Annotated in this window: 19 protein-coding genes and 1 other annotated feature; of the genes, 18 read left to right on the top strand and 1 reads right to left on the bottom strand. The window is 47.6% G+C overall.

Features of this window, described 5'->3' with window-relative positions:
- Positions 1–77 precede the first annotated feature (77 nt).
- The 13 genes from HP398_RS09425 to HP398_RS09485 all read left to right on the top strand — a co-directional run bounded on the left by HP398_RS09425 (position 78) and on the right by HP398_RS09485 (position 11,980).
- The gene (locus tag HP398_RS09425; RefSeq protein WP_069850743.1) at positions 78–317 is read left to right on the top strand and encodes a DUF4321 domain-containing protein; all 240 of its coding nucleotides are present in this window, start codon (positions 78–80) and stop codon (positions 315–317) included.
- 8 nt (positions 318–325) lie between these two features.
- Positions 326–913, top strand: coding sequence for a Maf family protein (locus HP398_RS09430; RefSeq protein ID WP_017247533.1), 588 nt, complete (start codon positions 326–328; stop codon positions 911–913).
- Between the two features lie 101 nt (positions 914–1,014).
- On the top strand, positions 1,015–1,713 hold the full coding sequence (gene radC / locus HP398_RS09435) for a RadC family protein (RefSeq protein WP_017247534.1): 699 nt from the start codon (positions 1,015–1,017) through the stop codon (positions 1,711–1,713).
- Positions 1,714–1,869: 156 nt separating this feature from the next.
- The gene (locus HP398_RS09440; protein ID WP_017247535.1) at positions 1,870–2,913 is read left to right on the top strand and encodes a rod shape-determining protein; all 1,044 of its coding nucleotides are present in this window, start codon (positions 1,870–1,872) and stop codon (positions 2,911–2,913) included.
- A gap of 14 nt (positions 2,914–2,927) precedes the next feature.
- Positions 2,928–3,887, top strand: coding sequence for a rod shape-determining protein MreC (mreC, locus tag HP398_RS09445; RefSeq protein WP_017247536.1), 960 nt, complete (start codon positions 2,928–2,930; stop codon positions 3,885–3,887).
- A complete protein-coding gene (gene mreD / locus HP398_RS09450) occupies positions 3,887–4,411 on the top strand; it encodes a rod shape-determining protein MreD (RefSeq protein ID WP_017247537.1) in 525 nt (174 codons plus the stop codon). Before mreC ends, mreD begins: the two co-directional genes overlap by 1 nt.
- A 21-nt stretch (positions 4,412–4,432) precedes the next feature.
- Complete coding sequence (locus HP398_RS09455; RefSeq protein WP_017247538.1) at positions 4,433–6,865, top strand: peptidoglycan D,D-transpeptidase FtsI family protein; 2,433 nt, start codon at positions 4,433–4,435, stop codon at positions 6,863–6,865.
- Between the two features lie 127 nt (positions 6,866–6,992).
- Positions 6,993–7,694 carry a septum site-determining protein MinC gene (gene minC, locus HP398_RS09460; RefSeq protein WP_017247539.1) on the top strand — a complete coding sequence of 234 codons (702 nt, stop codon included), beginning with the start codon at positions 6,993–6,995 and terminating at the stop codon, positions 7,692–7,694.
- 20 nt (positions 7,695–7,714) lie between these two features.
- On the top strand, positions 7,715–8,509 hold the full coding sequence (gene minD, locus HP398_RS09465; protein WP_017247540.1) for a septum site-determining protein MinD: 795 nt from the start codon (positions 7,715–7,717) through the stop codon (positions 8,507–8,509).
- Between the two features lie 58 nt (positions 8,510–8,567).
- Positions 8,568–9,698 carry a rod shape-determining protein RodA gene (rodA, locus tag HP398_RS09470; protein ID WP_017247541.1) on the top strand — a complete coding sequence of 377 codons (1,131 nt, stop codon included), beginning with the start codon at positions 8,568–8,570 and terminating at the stop codon, positions 9,696–9,698.
- 308 nt (positions 9,699–10,006) lie between these two features.
- Positions 10,007–10,207, top strand: a complete 201-nt coding sequence (locus tag HP398_RS09475) for a cold-shock protein (protein WP_005832370.1) — start codon at positions 10,007–10,009, stop codon at positions 10,205–10,207.
- 158 nt (positions 10,208–10,365) lie between these two features.
- Entirely contained in the window at positions 10,366–11,151 is a 786-nt protein-coding gene (locus HP398_RS09480; protein ID WP_173622452.1) for a M23 family metallopeptidase, read from the top strand.
- Positions 11,144–11,980: a M50 family metallopeptidase gene (locus HP398_RS09485; protein ID WP_069850542.1), complete on the top strand. Its 837-nt coding sequence runs from the start codon at positions 11,144–11,146 to the stop codon at positions 11,978–11,980. Before HP398_RS09480 ends, HP398_RS09485 begins: the two co-directional genes overlap by 8 nt.
- Here HP398_RS09485 and aac(6')-35 read toward each other — a convergent pair.
- Entirely contained in the window at positions 11,977–12,528 is a 552-nt protein-coding gene (aac(6')-35, locus tag HP398_RS09490) for an aminoglycoside 6'-N-acetyltransferase AAC(6')-35 (protein ID WP_017247544.1), read from the bottom strand. The two genes, HP398_RS09485 and aac(6')-35, sit on opposite strands and share 4 nt — an antisense overlap.
- A 107-nt stretch (positions 12,529–12,635) precedes the next feature.
- Between aac(6')-35 and HP398_RS09495 the strand changes: the two genes are divergently transcribed.
- The 5 genes from HP398_RS09495 (at position 12,636) to HP398_RS09515 (ending at position 15,927) form a co-directional block, all read left to right on the top strand.
- Entirely contained in the window at positions 12,636–14,111 is a 1,476-nt protein-coding gene (locus HP398_RS09495) for an Rne/Rng family ribonuclease (protein WP_017247545.1), read from the top strand.
- A gap of 57 nt (positions 14,112–14,168) precedes the next feature.
- Positions 14,169–14,247 (top strand) — a sequence feature (ribosomal protein L21 leader region).
- Between the two features lie 10 nt (positions 14,248–14,257).
- Positions 14,258–14,569 carry a 50S ribosomal protein L21 gene (gene rplU / locus HP398_RS09500; protein ID WP_016739197.1) on the top strand — a complete coding sequence of 104 codons (312 nt, stop codon included), beginning with the start codon at positions 14,258–14,260 and terminating at the stop codon, positions 14,567–14,569.
- 13 nt (positions 14,570–14,582) lie between these two features.
- Complete coding sequence (locus HP398_RS09505) at positions 14,583–14,933, top strand: ribosomal-processing cysteine protease Prp (protein WP_017247546.1); 351 nt, start codon at positions 14,583–14,585, stop codon at positions 14,931–14,933.
- A 7-nt stretch (positions 14,934–14,940) separates the two neighbouring features.
- A complete protein-coding gene (gene rpmA / locus HP398_RS09510; protein WP_005832382.1) occupies positions 14,941–15,234 on the top strand; it encodes a 50S ribosomal protein L27 in 294 nt (97 codons plus the stop codon).
- 108 nt (positions 15,235–15,342) lie between these two features.
- Positions 15,343–15,927 carry a Spo0B C-terminal domain-containing protein gene (locus HP398_RS09515; protein WP_017247547.1) on the top strand — a complete coding sequence of 195 codons (585 nt, stop codon included), beginning with the start codon at positions 15,343–15,345 and terminating at the stop codon, positions 15,925–15,927.
- Positions 15,928–15,939: the final 12 nt, after the last annotated feature.

The raw sequence follows: 15,939 nt of genomic DNA on the forward strand, positions 1-15,939 counted from the left end.
GATTGTTTCGCTTCTCCCCATTTGCTAAACTTATGTTTGGCAAAAAGAGAATCCCTTATAAAAAGGGAGTTGGGAAAATGGGGAAAGAAACGCTTACTCTCGTGTTTCTGTTGGTGAGTGGACTTTTGTTTGGCAGTATTATCGGGGAGATTTTAAGTCCCTGGCTACCTTTTTTGACCAAGAGCAAAGTGATTACTTGGTCGCCTGCGGCAGATTTAGAAATTTTGAAGTACGAACTGAACTTTCAGGTAAAACTAAATCTAGCCAGTATCGGAGGCTTAGCCCTCGCATTTTGGATACATCGACGGATAAAGTAGGTTGAAAAATGACGAAAAAAAATGTTCCTCTCATTCTGGCTTCATCTTCGCCGCGTCGAAGGGAGCTTCTGCAAGCTTTAGGTTTATCATTTACCGTTATCACCAGTGATGTAGATGAGACGACAGCAGAGCATTTATCTGCGAGCGAAGTAGTAGAAGAATTGTCTTTACGCAAGGCCAAGGAAGTGGCTTCTCGCTTGACGGAAGGCGTCGTTTTAGGATCTGATACGGTAGTCGTTCTTGATGGCCAAATATTGGGCAAGCCTGTTGATGAAATGGACGCATATCGTATGTTGTCCATGCTCCAGGGGCAAGAGCATACCGTTTATAGTGGAGTCGCCTTGATAGATGTGGAGACAGGCCGTGCGGAAGTCTCACATAGTCTAACACACGTAAGAATTCGAGCTTTAACAGAGCAAGAAATCAAGTCGTACATTGCGACAGGTGAGCCGATGGATAAAGCGGGCTCATACGCCATTCAGGGTATTGGAGCCACGATCGTGGAAGGAATAACCGGAGACTACTTCACAGTTGTTGGTCTTCCGTTAGGCCTGACGTCTACTCTTTTGACACGTTTTGGGATGCCGATTTTGTAAAGTTGTCATGCTTGAAGCAAGCGACGACGGCCATACGCCTCATGAACCTCTCCATGTCAGCCGTTTTCGATAATGTGAATATGGCTGGAGGCGGATATAAAATGGCAACAAATACCTGTAACAAAATGCTGTTGAAAAACGTCCCTTACTATGACCGTCCACGTGAACGACTGCTTCGCGAAGGAGCGGTCCATCTGTCTGATGCTGAACTTCTTGCCATTTTACTGCGGACAGGCAGGGAACAAGAGACGGCCCATCAGTTGGCTCAGCGCTTGTTAGCCAGGTTTGGAGACCTGCGTGGTTTAGCCCAAGCCTCTCATGCTGAGTTAACAGAGCTAAAAGGAATTGGTCCAGTCAAAGCGATTGAATTGCATGCTGCGTTTGAGCTTGGGCGTAGATTGATGGGAGTGCCTCGAGAGTATAGGGCTTCTATCCGTTTACCACGGGACGTAGCTGATTTGATGTCGCCAGAGCTTGCTCATTTGACACAGGAACATTTTGTCTGTCTCTTTCTGAATACCAAGAACCACGTGATTGGCAAGCAGACGATTTTCGTAGGCAGTCTGGACGCTTCCATCGTACACCCGAGAGAAGTCTTTAAAGAAGCGATCCGTCGTAGCAGCGCATCGGTGATATGCCTACATAACCATCCGAGCGGTGATCCGACACCTAGCAGGGAAGACATCGCGATTACGCATACATTGCGTGACGCTGGTGAACTGGTGGGGATTTCATTGTTGGATCATGTTATTATCGGGGAAGGCAAGTACATTAGTCTCAAAGAGCAGGGGTACTTGTAACATGTTTATACGCACAAGATTTTTCATCGAAACGTCTATGAATTCTTGAGCGCATAAAAACCTTCCACAAAAACGCGGTCGCTCTATCTTTTAGAGGCCTCGATAGAGGTTCTCTTATGCTTGTCATTTGGATTAATATTTGGAAGGAGTTTTTTTATGTTTGGTGGATTTACACGTGACTTGGGGATTGACCTCGGCACTGCCAATACACTTGTTTTTGTGAAGGGGAAAGGAATTGTGGTGCGTGAGCCTTCTGTTGTAGCGATTCGTACCAATAACAATTCCATTGAAGCAGTAGGGAATGCAGCGAAAAGTATGATCGGTCGTACGCCGGGTAATATCGTAGCGGTTCGTCCAATGAAAGATGGGGTTATCGCTGACTTTGATACAACTGCGACAATGATGCGCTATTTCATTAATCAAGCACAAAAAAATCAAGGGCTGTTTAGCCGTCGTCCAAATGTAATGGTCTGTGTACCTTCGGGAATTACTGCGGTGGAAAAGCGCGCAGTCGAAGATGCTACGAAGCAGGCTGGGGCGAAGGAAGCCCATACGATTGAAGAGCCGTTTGCGGCAGCGATCGGTGCAGACCTGCCAGTGTGGGAACCGACTGGAAGTATGGTCGTAGACATTGGTGGTGGTACGACAGAAGTCGCTATCATTTCTCTCGGGGGGATTGTTACATCCCGCTCCATTCGTGTGGCCGGAGATGAGATGGACGAGGCGATTATTCAGTACATCAAGCGCCGTTACAACTTGATGATCGGGGAACGGACAGCAGAAACACTGAAGCTGGAGATCGGCTCTGCGATTGCTCCTGATGAGGTCGAAAACGTTGACATTCGCGGTCGTGACCTTGTAACCGGATTGCCAAAAACACTCTCGGTAAGCAGCACAGAGATTGCCGAAGCATTGGCGGAAACCATTTCTGCTATTGTGGAAGCGGTGAAGGTAACACTCGAAAAAAGCCCGCCTGAGCTCGCGGCGGACATCATGGATCGTGGAATTGTACTCACAGGCGGCGGTGCGCTCTTGCGTAACATGGATCGCCTGATAAGTAAGGAAACGGGTATGCCCGTGCATGTTGCGGAAAACGCACTGGATTGCGTAGCGATTGGAACAGGTCGTGCATTGGAGAACATTCACCTGTTCAAATCCAAGCAAGGCATCACCTCTTCCCGACTAAAACGGGGTAAATAAACGGAGGGTAGGGCATGTCGTTTTTCGGGAATAAGCGGCTTATCATTGTACTTGTAGGCTTGGTCCTGCTTATCTCCGTCGTGGGCTTCACTTCTCGTGAACGGGTTAGCCTGACCTGGCCAGAAATGTTCTTTAAAGATACCTTCAGCGTGGTGCAGGGTTTTTTCTATCGCCCTGCCCAGGCTGTTTCTGGCTTTTTTCAGGAAATTGAAGAAGCGTACGGCGTATATGAAGAAAACAAGGCACTTAAGGCAAGCTTGGATCAATACGCCCGTCTAAGTGCCGAATTGCACACACTCAAAGCAGATAATCAGCGCCTTCGAGAAATGGTAGGGGCAAAAGATTCACTTAAATCTTACAACCTTCACTTTGCGGAAGTCGTGGCGAGAAACCCTGATACATGGAACAACGTCGTTACCATCGATCAAGGATTAAAAAGTGGCATTAAAAAAGATATGGCTGTCATTACAGCCAAAGGAATGATCGGGCGCGTACAGAGTGTTGCCAACTTTTCAGCTACGGTTGAATTGTTGACGAGCTATGAGCGACGTGACCATATCTCAGCGGATATTTTGACGGAGCAGATAGTCGACGGCAAACCTGTGTACCGTCAAATTAGTGGTGTCATTGAAGAATACGATCCGCAAGAAAGATTGCTCGTCATGCGCAAAATCCCTTGGGGACAAGCGATTAAAAAAGATCAGCAAGTGATCTCGTCAGGTTTGGGAGGAGTTGTCCCTCGCAATTTGCCGATTGGCTATATTGTTCGCGTAGAGCCAGATGATTATGGCTTGACTCAAACCGCCTACATCCAGCCAAGCGCTGATTTTTCACAATTGAATGAAGTCATGGTTGTGGAACGTGATTTTACAATCGCTCCCAATGGTGAATTGATCCCGCAACAGCCAGCCGGCCAGACACAAACACAGACAACTGTGCCTCCGGCTCCACCTGCTAGCGGGGGTGGTCAGTAATGGCTCGGTTTTTATTGACGTTGGGCGTAGTGGTCATGTTTGTTTTGGAAGGAACTGTGATGCAAGTATCTGCACCTAGTACATGGGGTCTGTCCTGGATGACGGTACCCCGGTTTGCGCTTGTGTGCTGCATCTTTATTTCGATGTATCTCGGTAGGCGCGAGGGCTTGTATTACGGGATCGCCTTCGGATTTTTACAGGATGTCCTGTTTGGGCAACTAATTGGAATCTATACCATGTCCATGATGGTGGCCAGCTACTTTGCAGGGATGATCGTTCTTTTGTTCCAGAGAGGATTCGGGATGGTTTTCATTACCAGCTTCCTGATTTTATTCGGACATGAGTGGCTTTTGTATTCCTTGTTCCGCTTGTTTTCCGCTGCCCCCTTCGATGTTCAATGGATTTTGACACATCAAATTTTGCCTAGTGTGTTGTTGAATCTCGCTTTTGGCTTACTGGTATACTTTCCGATCAAGAATGTATGCAACAAGATTCTGGCGAAAAAGGAAATGCACATGCAGTAAGGGCAAAGGAGAGGAGAGTTCGTGGAAGAAGTCAAAGAACCGAAAACAGACATACCTATTCGGCTCAATATATTGTTTGTGATTGTATTTTTGTTCTTCGCCGCCATTATTTTACGGCTAGCCTTTGTGCAACTGGTAGAAGGCGAACAGTACAAGCATGAATTGGAAAAGTTTAGTATCCGTGAACTGCCGATTTCCGCTCCTCGCGGCCGTATCTTGGATAAAAATGGCGAGGTACTCGTTTCGAATAAGCCTGTGTACACCGTTCAATACGTTGAAGAACAAGGGCAGGACATTGATGAAGAGAAAGTCGCGGATCGTCTGGCAAAAATCCTCATCCCCGATGGCGGCAAAATTGGTACGGATAAGGAACTGTTAAAGAAGACGATTGAACTGAGGTCAACCTTGCCTGTTGCTTTCAATGCACAAGAAACAAACGATCTCAAGGCAAAGGTTGCGGCGAAGCTAAAAGTCGTTCCAAAAGTAGAGACTGTCGATCAGATGTCGGACTTTGAGCTGGTAAAGACTGCTGTGTATCTCGGGATGCGTGTTCGTTCTCCTTTTGATGACAAGGAGAGAGCAGACCTTATTAAGAAACTGAATGCTGCCAAGCCGGGTACACCTGCTATTACGGAAGCGAATACTACGGATTTCGAACTGTTAAAAATGGCGATAAACGCTAATATGACCCTCACTCTGAAATTGGACAAGGAAGATCGTAATGACCTTGCAAAAAAAGTGAAGGATCAGATCGGAGTTTTGCCAACCCCCGGAGGCTTAGCAGAAAAGTCTGACATGGATTTGCTGCGCTATGCTTCGTTGTTCGACATGGATATCAAACTGCCGTTGACAGAGCAGCAACGCCAATTTCAGTGGCACAAGCTCTCGTTGCTGCAAGAGATGCGTTCACCGCAGATGGCTAGTTATATTCCGAGGCGTGTCAAGGTCAACATCACGGAGCAGGAAATGTTCCAGATCGAAGAACGACGCACCGAGCTGCCAGGAATTAGTGTGGAGCTGGAGCCTGTTCGCCAAATTTTCGAAGATCCGGATGGTACGGCATTTGGTACTCACTTTCTCGGGTACATCAATGCGATTCGTCCTGAGAGCTTGAAAGAATATCAGGCGCAAGGCTACAACGCGATCGACCGTGTAGGTGTAACCGGTCTGGAGAGCTCCTATGAACGTTATTTGCGTGGCAAAAACGGGATTATGGAAGTGCACGTGAACAAAAATTCGGAGACGGTAGAGAAGAAGATGCGCCAAGCCCCTGAGCCAGGAAACGATCTCGTTTTGGCTATGGATTGGCGTTATCAAAGCAAGGTAGAGGCCATCTTGAAAGAAGAGTTTGAAGCATTCAAGAAGCGCCCGACTACACCAAAAGAATTTAAGGACGCACACGTATTGGTGATGAATCCGAATACGGGTGAAATATTGGCGATGGCGAGTTATCCAGATTACAATTTGAATCTGTATTACGATCGCAAGAAATTCAACGAGAATTACGCCTCGCTTATTTTGCCGAACGAATCAAACCGATTCATTTATACGCCGTATCCACCTGCTTCTACCTACAAGCCATTGTCTGTCATGATTGCGCTTCAGGAGGGGCTGACTACACCGAACGAAGTCATCTATGACCGAGGTGGCTTGAATGTCGGTAACACGTATAAACGCAACTGGAAGGCAAGTGGTCATGGACCTGTTAACGCTCGTCGTGCCTTGCAGGTGTCGAACAATACGTATATGTATGAAATGGCGATTCGATTAGCAAGAAAAGGGAAAGAAGGCTGGGAGAAGCAGTTCTCTGTCTATGATTACTACAACGCCCAGTTTGGTCTTGGTGTGAAAACAGGTGTGGATCTGCCGAATGAACATACCGGTTGGGAAAACCAGAACCTTTACTACGGGAACTTGGCGGACGTGATGATTGGTCAATACGATCTGTTCACGCCGATGCAGCTGGGTCAATACGTATCGACCATTGCTAATGGAGGATATCGGGTACGCCCACATCTTGTAAAAGAAATTCGCAAAGGAACTACCGATCCGAAGAAACCAGGACAAACGCTCTCGGTTATTGAACCACAAGTGCTCAACCGGGTTGATATCGATCCGAAGCATATACAGGTGGTAAAAGAAGGGATGCGGCTGGTTACTCAGCCAGGTGGTACCGTTCAACGATTCAATGGGTTGCCTTTCACAGTTGCAGCCAAGTCTGGTACGGCACAAACGTCGCAGCCAGCGGAAAATGCACTGGTTGTCGGCTTTGCGCCTTATGAAAATCCTCAACTGGTTTTCGTCGTCATTGCGCCGAACAGTTTGAGAGACGGTACATCCAGTTCTGATGCGACTGGTCCGATCTCGCGTCGATTGCTCGAAGCTTACAATGAACTGAATCCAGGTGTCCTTACTGGTGGGGTTCCAAAGCCAAATCCAACGTCCGCAAAGTAAACACAATGGTTGTCCAGGGCAATCAAGCCCCAGAGAATAATGGAGTCAAGCTCTTGCAAAATGCCACCATCTGACCCAATTCGGCAATTTTTTCACGCAGAGCAGGAAAAATCTTTCTGCATGGCGAATGGTATCGGTCGAGGTGAAACCGGTGACGACTGTGAAAAGCAAGGTCACGATCAAAGGAACGAAAGAGGGTCTCGTCTTCTTTATGGATGATACCTGTTCCTTCGACGAACTGCTGGCCGATATGCGTGAAAAAATAGAGCATAGCCACCAACAGATTTTGTCTGGGCCACTCATTCGGGTATCTATAAAATTGGGAAAACGATACTGCTCACCCGAGCAACAAGAGCAGTTGACTCAAATTATTCGAACGAAGGGCAACCTGGTGATCCATACAATCGAATCTGATTTGATCACGCGGGAAGAAGCTATGGCTGAACGCCTGAAAACCCATTTTTCCATACAGGTAAATACGGTACGCTCTGGGCAAGTACTGGAGTTTGACGGTGATTTGCTTTTATTGGGAGATGTCAATCCCGGGGGGACGGTTCGCAGTACAGGAAGCATCTACGTGCTCGGTCATCTCAGAGGGTACGCGCACGCAGGTATTTCCGGTGACTCACAGGTAATTATTGCGGCTGCAGTCATGAGTCCTACCCAGTTGCGGATTGCAGATGTGATTAGCAAGCCGGGTGAGGAATGGACGAATAATTCCGGAGGCACAGAATTTGCCTATCTGGAAAATGAGATCATGCTGGTAGCGAAAATGAACTACTTGTCGCGAATCCGCCCTGATTTGGGTGAGAAAAAGCGTGAGGGTTGAGGGAAAGAGGAGGAACGGACGTGGGGATTGGAATTGTCGTAACTTCCGGTAAAGGCGGCGTGGGTAAGACGACCACTTCCGCCAATTTGGGAACGGCGCTCGCATTGTTGGGACAAAAAGTATGCATGGTAGATACCGATATTGGCTTGCGTAATTTGGATGTAGTCATGGGACTTGAGAACCGAATTATTTATGATCTGGTAGACGTTGCAGAAGGTGCATGCCGACTGCCGCAAGCTCTGATCAAAGACAAGCGGTTTGACAATCTGGCATTGCTCCCGGCTGCTCAGACCAAAGACAAATCAGCAGTAACTCCTGAGCAGATGGAGGAAATCATTACGCAACTGAAGCGGGAATATGATTATGTCATCATCGATTGTCCTGCGGGTATTGAGCAAGGCTTCCGCAATGCAGTGGCAGGGGCTGATCAAGCAATCGTCGTGACTACTCCTGAAAAAGCCGCTGTTCGTGATGCTGATAGGATTATTGGCCTATTAGAACGAGAAAAAATCGGAATGCCGAAGCTTGTCATTAATCGCGTTCGCTCCCATATGGTGAAAAATGGTGACATGCTGGATGTAGAAGACATTTTGGATTTGTTAGCCATTGACTTAATTGGTGTCGTGCCGGATGATGATCATATCATTAAATCCGCGAACCAAGGTGAGCCGGCTGTAATAAATCACGAATCGCGTGCTTCCATTGCGTATCGGAACGTGGCTCGTCGCCTTTTAGGTGAAGCTGTTCCATTGCAACCATTGGAAGAAAAAGCGGGCGTGTTTCATAAAATGCGTAAATTCTTTGGATTAAAATAGGTAATACTTGGCTCCCTTCTTTCTATAGAGGGGAGTCACGTTTTCTAGGAGGAAACGGATGGACCTGGAAAAACGTCATTTAAAAACAATTGACTGGACCATCATTTTGATTTTGGCAGGGCTGGGTATTTTCAGCTATTTGGGGATTTCCGGTTCTGCGGCAGGTGTAGATAAGGCACATCAGCAGGTCCTTTGGTATGTCATCGGCTTTATTGTGCTAGGTGTGACATTGTTATTTGACTATCGTCTATTCCACAACATGGCCTATGTCTTATATGTACTCGGTCTGATTCTTTTGATCGGGGTATTTCAAACGAGGCCCATTAACAATACGACGAGCTGGTATGACCTTGGTCCTGTCTTGTTTCAGCCTTCTGAACCGATGAAGCTGTTCACAATCATAACGGTGGCGCGCTTCTTGTCTAAGAGGGCAAATGATCCAGATCGGTTTTACTATTTCTATAAGCTGATTCCGGTATTGGCCTTGGTTGGTGTACCATTGCTTTTGATTTTGATTCAGCCCGATTTGGGTACGGCCATGGTTTACACGGGGATGCTTGCCACGATGCTAATCGTTGGTGGTATACGGATGAAGCATGTATTGTACATGGGAGGATTGGTCGGCAGCTTCTTTGCCGCCATGACGTTGCTGCATGAATACAAGCAGGATATCTTTTTCAAGATTATCAAGCCGTATCAGTGGGATCGAATCCTCTTTTGGATGAACCCGGATCTTGAACCGATGGGACGAGGATTCCAGCTCAAGCAAGCGTTGATTGCTATCGGCTCTGGGCAATTGTTCGGAAAAGGGATTGATACGCCGACCCAAGCGAGCTTTGGATGGGTGCCGGTAGGAGAGAGTGATTTTATCTTTACCGTCATTGCAGAAAAGCTGGGTTTTGTCGGAGCAGGCTTGCTGATGATTTTGTTTTTCGTCTTGATTTACCGAATGATCCGCATCGCGATGGAGGCAAAAGATCCGTTCGGCTCTTACGTTGTCGCAGGTGTCGTAGGGATGCTTACCTTCCAGATCTTTGAGAACATCGGAATGACGATTCAGTTGATGCCGATTACGGGTATTCCGCTTCCGTTCATTAGCTACGGAGGGAGCTCGCTTGTAACCAACTTCCTGATCATTGGTGTGGTGCTCAATATTGGGATGCGTAAGGACAAGTTACGTTTTGATTAAGGAGTTGTTCAAAAAGTCTTCTGGTTCTCGCCACTTTCCGGTGATGAATAGAAGGCTTTTTGTACACTCATGAAATGCGTGACAAATGCAAAAATTTATGCTAAAATCATCCTAAGTTAACCATTTTTACAAGTTATAGTGTTTGAGTGATTGGTATGGAGTCGTACGTATTGTGAGTGACGTCACCAATTGTCAATCGCAATTCGTATGACTTTTTTTCCTTGACGCAAAAGGCTTATCTGTAAAAAAGAGGTTAACGCTACACTCTTTCGCCTCGTGGGGCGTAATGTTCAGGGAGGTTTTGTTTCATGCAACAAGGTATCGTAAAATGGTTTAACGCAGAAAAAGGATACGGCTTCATCCAAGTTGAGGGTGGCGACGACGTATTCGTACACTACAGCGCAATCCAGTCAGAAGGTTTCAAATCTCTTGACGAAGGTCAAAAGGTTGAGTTCGAAATCGTTCAAGGTAGCCGTGGACCACAAGCTGCTAGCGTAACAAAACTGTAAAATTGACAGATTCAAAGGCAGTCTCTCAATGGGGAGACTGTCTTTTTTGCGTGTTTCCACCCGATACACTGGGTCGCTGGAGAGCGGCGATGGTCGTCATAAAGCAGGTAGACAAGTCATAGGATGATACTAAAGGCTTGGCCTGCGGAGGGATGGACATGTTTGAAAGAGTAGATCGAGTAAAAGAAAGACGGAGAGAGCGTTTGGAAAGAATCCGAACGCAGTCACGAGACAGCTATACTCCCTACGTCGATGATTGGAAAGATCCCATCGAAGAATCGCCAGACCCATTCAGTTACTCGCCACGTGAGAAAGATATGATGGAACAGCCACCGTCCCATGAAAAGTGGGGCGTGCAAATTTTAGCATCTGTTTTATTGATTGGTGCTGCTTATATTTTGTTTCAAACAACGCTGATCCCTGCTTCTTGGAAAAGCTCCGCGAGGGAAGTCATGACACGGGACTTTAATTTTTCAGGAGTAGCGGACTGGTATGAAGCGAGATTTGGTCCGATTCCGACGATGCTTCCTTCGATACCTACCAATCCCCCTGCTGTCCCAGCCACGAGTACAACAAAGGACGCAAATGCTGTGTGGAAGCTCCCCAGTAGCTGGAAAGTCGTAAAATCCTATGATCCAGAGAGTGCTAACGTGATCCTGCTTACGGGAATGAACGATCAAATCATGATTGGAGAAGCTGGCTGGGTCGCGTTTGTCGGAGAAAAGCCTGATTATGGGACGACAGTGATTGTTCGTCTAACCAAAGGACGGGAGATATGGCTGGGCAATCTCGATAGTATAGGGGTGACGAAGGACGAGGTCCTGAAACCTGGTCAAGTCATCGGAACCGCACGGGTAATGGACCAGACATCACGTCATTTGTATGTAGGGGCGAGAGTGAATGAGCAATTTGTTAATCCCCTGGAAGTGATACCGTTTGAATAGGGGAGGCTGGCTTGACATTCGGTTTCGCATTCACCTGCTATTTTGGGCAGTGATCGGCTTGTCCGTGGTGACAGGCCATTTTTTGGAGGTTATTACCTTGTTTGTCATCGTGCTGATCCATGAATTGGGGCATGTAGCGATGGCGCGCGAGCTCGGATGGACCGTAAAAGAAGTGCAGCTTCTTCCTTTTGGCGGAGTAGCGACGATGGAAGACTCGTACGCAACGGACCCAATGGATGAGATTGTCGTGGCACTCGCCGGACCCTTCTTAAATATGGTGATGATGGCTGCTTCGTACTTGTTTTGGTTTATGGGGATATGGACGGAAGAGTGGGCCCGCTTTTTCTTGGTAAGCAATTTGACGATTGCGCTGTTTAACCTGTTGCCAATTTGGCCGTTGGATGGCGGGAGAATCTTGTTGGCCGTTCTATGCTGGTTTATGTCGTATAGGCAGGCGACGATGATATCGATGACGGGGAGTACGCTGTTTGCTGGGATCATGGTGGGGATGTCCAGCTTGGAGTTGAAGTACAACTTAGCAGTAATCGGGATTTATTTATTGGTATTGAACATTCAGGCATTTTTGCGGTTTCCTTATCAATTTTTTCGCTTTCTTGTAGAAAAATACGATCGGCAGCAAGAAGAAGCTGCCGTTCAAGCGATACGCGTGCATCCTGAGGAGACGGTACTAGCAGTCTCACACAAGCTGCGGCGGGGATACTCCCATCTTTTCTACGTGCAAGGTGCAGGTCTCTTGGCAGAGGAACAGCTATTGTATGCCCTTTTGTTTGAGCAAAAGCACGACGCCGCAGTTGGCAAGCTCCTTTAGTCTCTAGTCTTATCAGCAGGAGAGGTCCATTCCATCAGCCAGCAATCACGCATGCTTCCTTCGTGCCATTCGTGCAGAGGAAGCTTTTTTACTTTTCGAAAGCCACATTTTTCATAGCAACGGAGGGCTCGTTCATTCCAGGCTTGCGGGTCAATCGCTACTTTTTGTACTCGTTTTTCCTTGTGGAGATAGTGGAGGATGGCTGTAACGAGCTGAGTGCCAATACCGCTATTCCAGTAAGCAGGCTCTCCGATGAACTGGTCCATGCCGTAGACAACGACGTCTTTTACGTACCCGTACAGTTGTTTTTCCGGAGTATCAAGTGGATAAAATTGCGCATAGCCAATCGGTTTGTCCGTGTACAAGATGAGGCAGCGAGTTTCACCGTCGTCTTCCGGAAAAAAGCTTTGCTGCACGAGGGACTCGTCATGTGGCCGATCGCGACCTTCATAATAGGTCAAAACGCGCTCGTCAGAAAGCCATTTGACTAAGTGAACGGCATCATCGGGGGATAAGGCTCTTATTTTTAAATCACCAGCATGAATCATGGATGATCTCCTTTACCTTGACTTAGCAGCTATGTTAGATTACTTCCTATGAGCCCGGTTATCCTTCTTTTGGGCAACGTTTGCACGGGGAATAAGGAGTGAAAACAGTGAAGCAAGTAGCGATTAGTGCACAAGGTAGCAGCATCCGCGTCGCATTCATGGAAAACGGGAAATTGCAGGAATGGCGTACACAGGATGTGGGAGCACACGCAAGCGTTGGTGACATTTATCAGGGACGAATCGCGGATGTGAAGCCTGGTATCCAATCTGCCTTTGTTGATATTGGTACAGGCCAAAATGCTTATTTGTATGTAGATGACACAGTCGGTGTGGAGTCAGGTGGAGCAGCGAAACCAAGTATTGCGGAACGCGTTCATGTAGGGCAAAAGGTATTGGTTCAAGTGAGTAAAGAGGCGTTGGAAATGAAGGCGCCAAAAATCACGATGCAGATCAGCTTGCAGGGGCGGTATCTGGTATACCTTCCGACTGAAGAAAGCATATCGCTTTCTCGTAAAATAACCGATGATACCAAGCGAAAACGACTGCAACAGGTGATCTCTTCGACAGTAGCGCAAGGAGAAGGCTGTATTCTGCGCACGGAAGCGGCGGAAGCAGAAGAGCAGACACTCATTAGCGAGCTGGTCTATTTGCGCAATCGCTGGCAGGAAATGCTGCGAACAGCGGATGGACTCCGTTCGACCGGACGGATTTTTCAGGATGCAGAGCTGATTGAGATGGCGCTCCGAGATGGCTTGGCAATTGGCATGGATGAGCTGTTGGTAGAAGGTGCGACGACTCATCAGCAGGTAAAAGCGGCGTTGGTAGCTTTTGCTCCAGAAGTACAAGAGAAGCTTCGTTGGTATCAGGGCAAACAGCCGCTCTTTGACTATTTGGGTGTCGAGGCGGAACTGATTCGTGCTCGTGATCGACATGTGCCGCTCAAGAGTGGAGGGTCCTTGGTCATCGACAGGACTGAAGCGATGACGGTCATCGATGTAAATACCGGTTCATTCACAGGTGGAGGAGGGCAACAGCGGGAGCAGGCAGTGACAGCGACCAATCTCGAGGCTGTAACTGAAATTTCCAGGCATCTGCGGTTGCGAGACATCGGTGGCATCGTGATCATTGATTTCATCGACATGAAAGAGCAGAGCAATAAGGAGCGAGTGATCTCGCGATTGAAACAAGAGCTGGCAAAGGACCCTGTGCCTTCGACTGTCCTCGGGATGACGTCGCTTGGATTAGTCGAGATGACGCGAAAAAGAGTGCGTGCGAGCCTGACGGAGCGGCTGACGGAGCCGTGTGAGGCATGCAAGGGCCGAGGGAGAGTTTGGCGAGTAGACGAGCTGTTCCGGCGCATGTACGCCGAAGTCACCGCATTGGCAAAGAGCCAAGATGCGGAGGCTGTTCTCGTGGACATGCCGCCAAGATTGTTGGACATGATAGAGGAGTGGGAAAAAGCAGAAGCAATCACATGGCCTGTCCATGTCTATAAGCAGCTTGTTCCTGCGATGAGCCCGGATGAGTTTCGAATTGGATACGTCGGAAATCGGGCAGAGGCGGAGCGTTTACAATCGAAATAACTTGACTGGGCTATTGTAGCTATGATAACCTAATGGTTGTCATGCAGATATGCCTCGTGCATACTGTAACCGCACGAATCAGGTACATAAGCCGTCGCTCGTCGACGCACCTGTAAAGGCGAGTCTGAGTATAGGAGGTGCACACAGTGTACGCAATTATCGAAACCGGTGGAAAGCAATACAAAGTTGAAGAGGGAGCAGTTCTCTTCATCGAGAAATTGGCTGGCAACGAAGGAGACGTTGTTACTTTTGACAAAGTTCTCTTCGTAAGCAAAGACGGCAAAGTTACTGCAGGAGCTCCTACAGTAGCTGGTGCAACGGTAACTGGTAAAGTAGAAAAACACGGTAAATCTGCAAAGATTATCGTGTACAAATACAAAGCCAAGAAAAACTACCGTCGCAAGCAAGGTCACCGTCAACCATTCACTAAAGTTGTGATCGAAAAGATCAACGCTTAATTGGTGACTTGTTATGATTGAAGTGATCGTGAGCCGTGCGTTGCACGGTATCCATGAAATTAGTATTTCCGGACATGCCAATGCGGGTGCCTATGGGGCAGACATCGTTTGTTCTGCTGTATCAGGCATCAGCTTTGGTATATTAAACGCCATCCAACCTTTGACGGGCATCACTCCTGATGTCGCTGTCGCACAAGAAGGCGGTGGGTTCTTGAAGTGGAGCCTTTCTTCTTCGGATGATGAGACTGCACGAGAGAAACAACAGCTTTTGGCAGAGAGCATGGTTATTGCTCTTTTGTCGGTTGAGGCGAATTACGGCAAATACGTAAAAGTAAATGATCATAAATGGCAGGGAGGTGTCTGATATGAACATGCTGTTTAACTTGGACCTTCAGTTTTTCGCATCGAAAAAAGGGGTAGGTTCGACAAAGAACGGTCGCGATTCCATTTCCAAACGTCTGGGCGTGAAACGTGGCGACGGGCAATTCGTTACTGCTGGTAACATTCTCGTTCGTCAACGCGGAACAAAGATTTACCCAGGTGCGAACGTAATGAAAGGCGGAGACGACACTCTGTTTGCAACTGCAGATGGTGTTGTTCGTTTCAAGCGTCTGGGCCGTGATCGCAAACAAGTTGTGATCGAGCCAGTTGCTTCTGAAGCGTAAATATTTGTTAAGAAAAACCCAGCGATATAGCTGGGTTTTCTTTTTGTCCGGCTCTTTTTTATGGTACAATAGATGGGAAAGATATTCTTATCGACTTGGGTGAATGTGATGGGGGACGAGCGGAGGCTGTTTACGCATCAGACAGACCAACTGCTGACCGTTCTGAACAGGCAGCGGCATGACTGGTTGAACCACGTTCAGGTTCTGCTCGGCTATTTGCATTTGAACCGTACTGAACAAGGAGAGGCCCATTTGAAACGCATTGCACAGATGGCGATGCAGGAATCGATGGTTGCCCGATTGAATAGCTCCTTGTTGTCCGTCTTCTTCTTGACATTTAATGCACTGAACAATGAATTGCTTTTAGAAGTAGACGTGTGCAATCATGTGGATCTCACGCGAGTAGTTTTGAACGAGCAAGACTTGTTCCAGTTGGTGTCAGAGATATTATGCACAGTGAACGATCATGTAGATCAGAGCGGGTACGAAGCAGCCAGCATGCAGGTAAGCTTGCAAATGGATGAGCGTGGCGTTCATTTTCGTTTTGACCTGGCCGGTGTACTACGTGCATCCGGAATGGAAGAATTGGAAAAGCTGATACGTAAAAGCGAACAGAGTACGGTGGAGGTCACCGAGTGGATACATACGGAAGAAGAATGGGTCCTGAATTTGGTGATCCCATTCGCGGAATGAAAGAGGTGACAC

The sequence above is a fragment of the Brevibacillus sp. HB1.4B genome, assembly GCF_013284285.1.
Taxonomy (GTDB): domain Bacteria; phylum Bacillota; class Bacilli; order Brevibacillales; family Brevibacillaceae; genus Brevibacillus; species Brevibacillus porteri.

Coding starts and splice junctions, on each gene's coding strand:
- HP398_RS09480 (WP_173622452.1), top strand. CDS start 10,366: ATGTTTGAAAGAGTAGATCGAGTAAAAGAAAGACGGAGAGAGCGTTTG.
- HP398_RS09425 (WP_069850743.1), top strand. CDS start 78: ATGGGGAAAGAAACGCTTACTCTCGTGTTTCTGTTGGTGAGTGGACTT.
- HP398_RS09475 (WP_005832370.1), top strand. CDS start 10,007: ATGCAACAAGGTATCGTAAAATGGTTTAACGCAGAAAAAGGATACGGC.
- HP398_RS09440 (WP_017247535.1), top strand. CDS start 1,870: ATGTTTGGTGGATTTACACGTGACTTGGGGATTGACCTCGGCACTGCC.
- mreD (WP_017247537.1), top strand. CDS start 3,887: ATGGCTCGGTTTTTATTGACGTTGGGCGTAGTGGTCATGTTTGTTTTG.
- rodA (WP_017247541.1), top strand. CDS start 8,568: ATGGACCTGGAAAAACGTCATTTAAAAACAATTGACTGGACCATCATT.
- mreC (WP_017247536.1), top strand. CDS start 2,928: ATGTCGTTTTTCGGGAATAAGCGGCTTATCATTGTACTTGTAGGCTTG.
- minC (WP_017247539.1), top strand. CDS start 6,993: ATGGTATCGGTCGAGGTGAAACCGGTGACGACTGTGAAAAGCAAGGTC.
- HP398_RS09515 (WP_017247547.1), top strand. CDS start 15,343: ATGGGGGACGAGCGGAGGCTGTTTACGCATCAGACAGACCAACTGCTG.
- HP398_RS09430 (WP_017247533.1), top strand. CDS start 326: ATGACGAAAAAAAATGTTCCTCTCATTCTGGCTTCATCTTCGCCGCGT.
- rpmA (WP_005832382.1), top strand. CDS start 14,941: ATGCTGTTTAACTTGGACCTTCAGTTTTTCGCATCGAAAAAAGGGGTA.
- HP398_RS09505 (WP_017247546.1), top strand. CDS start 14,583: ATGATTGAAGTGATCGTGAGCCGTGCGTTGCACGGTATCCATGAAATT.
- radC (WP_017247534.1), top strand. CDS start 1,015: ATGGCAACAAATACCTGTAACAAAATGCTGTTGAAAAACGTCCCTTAC.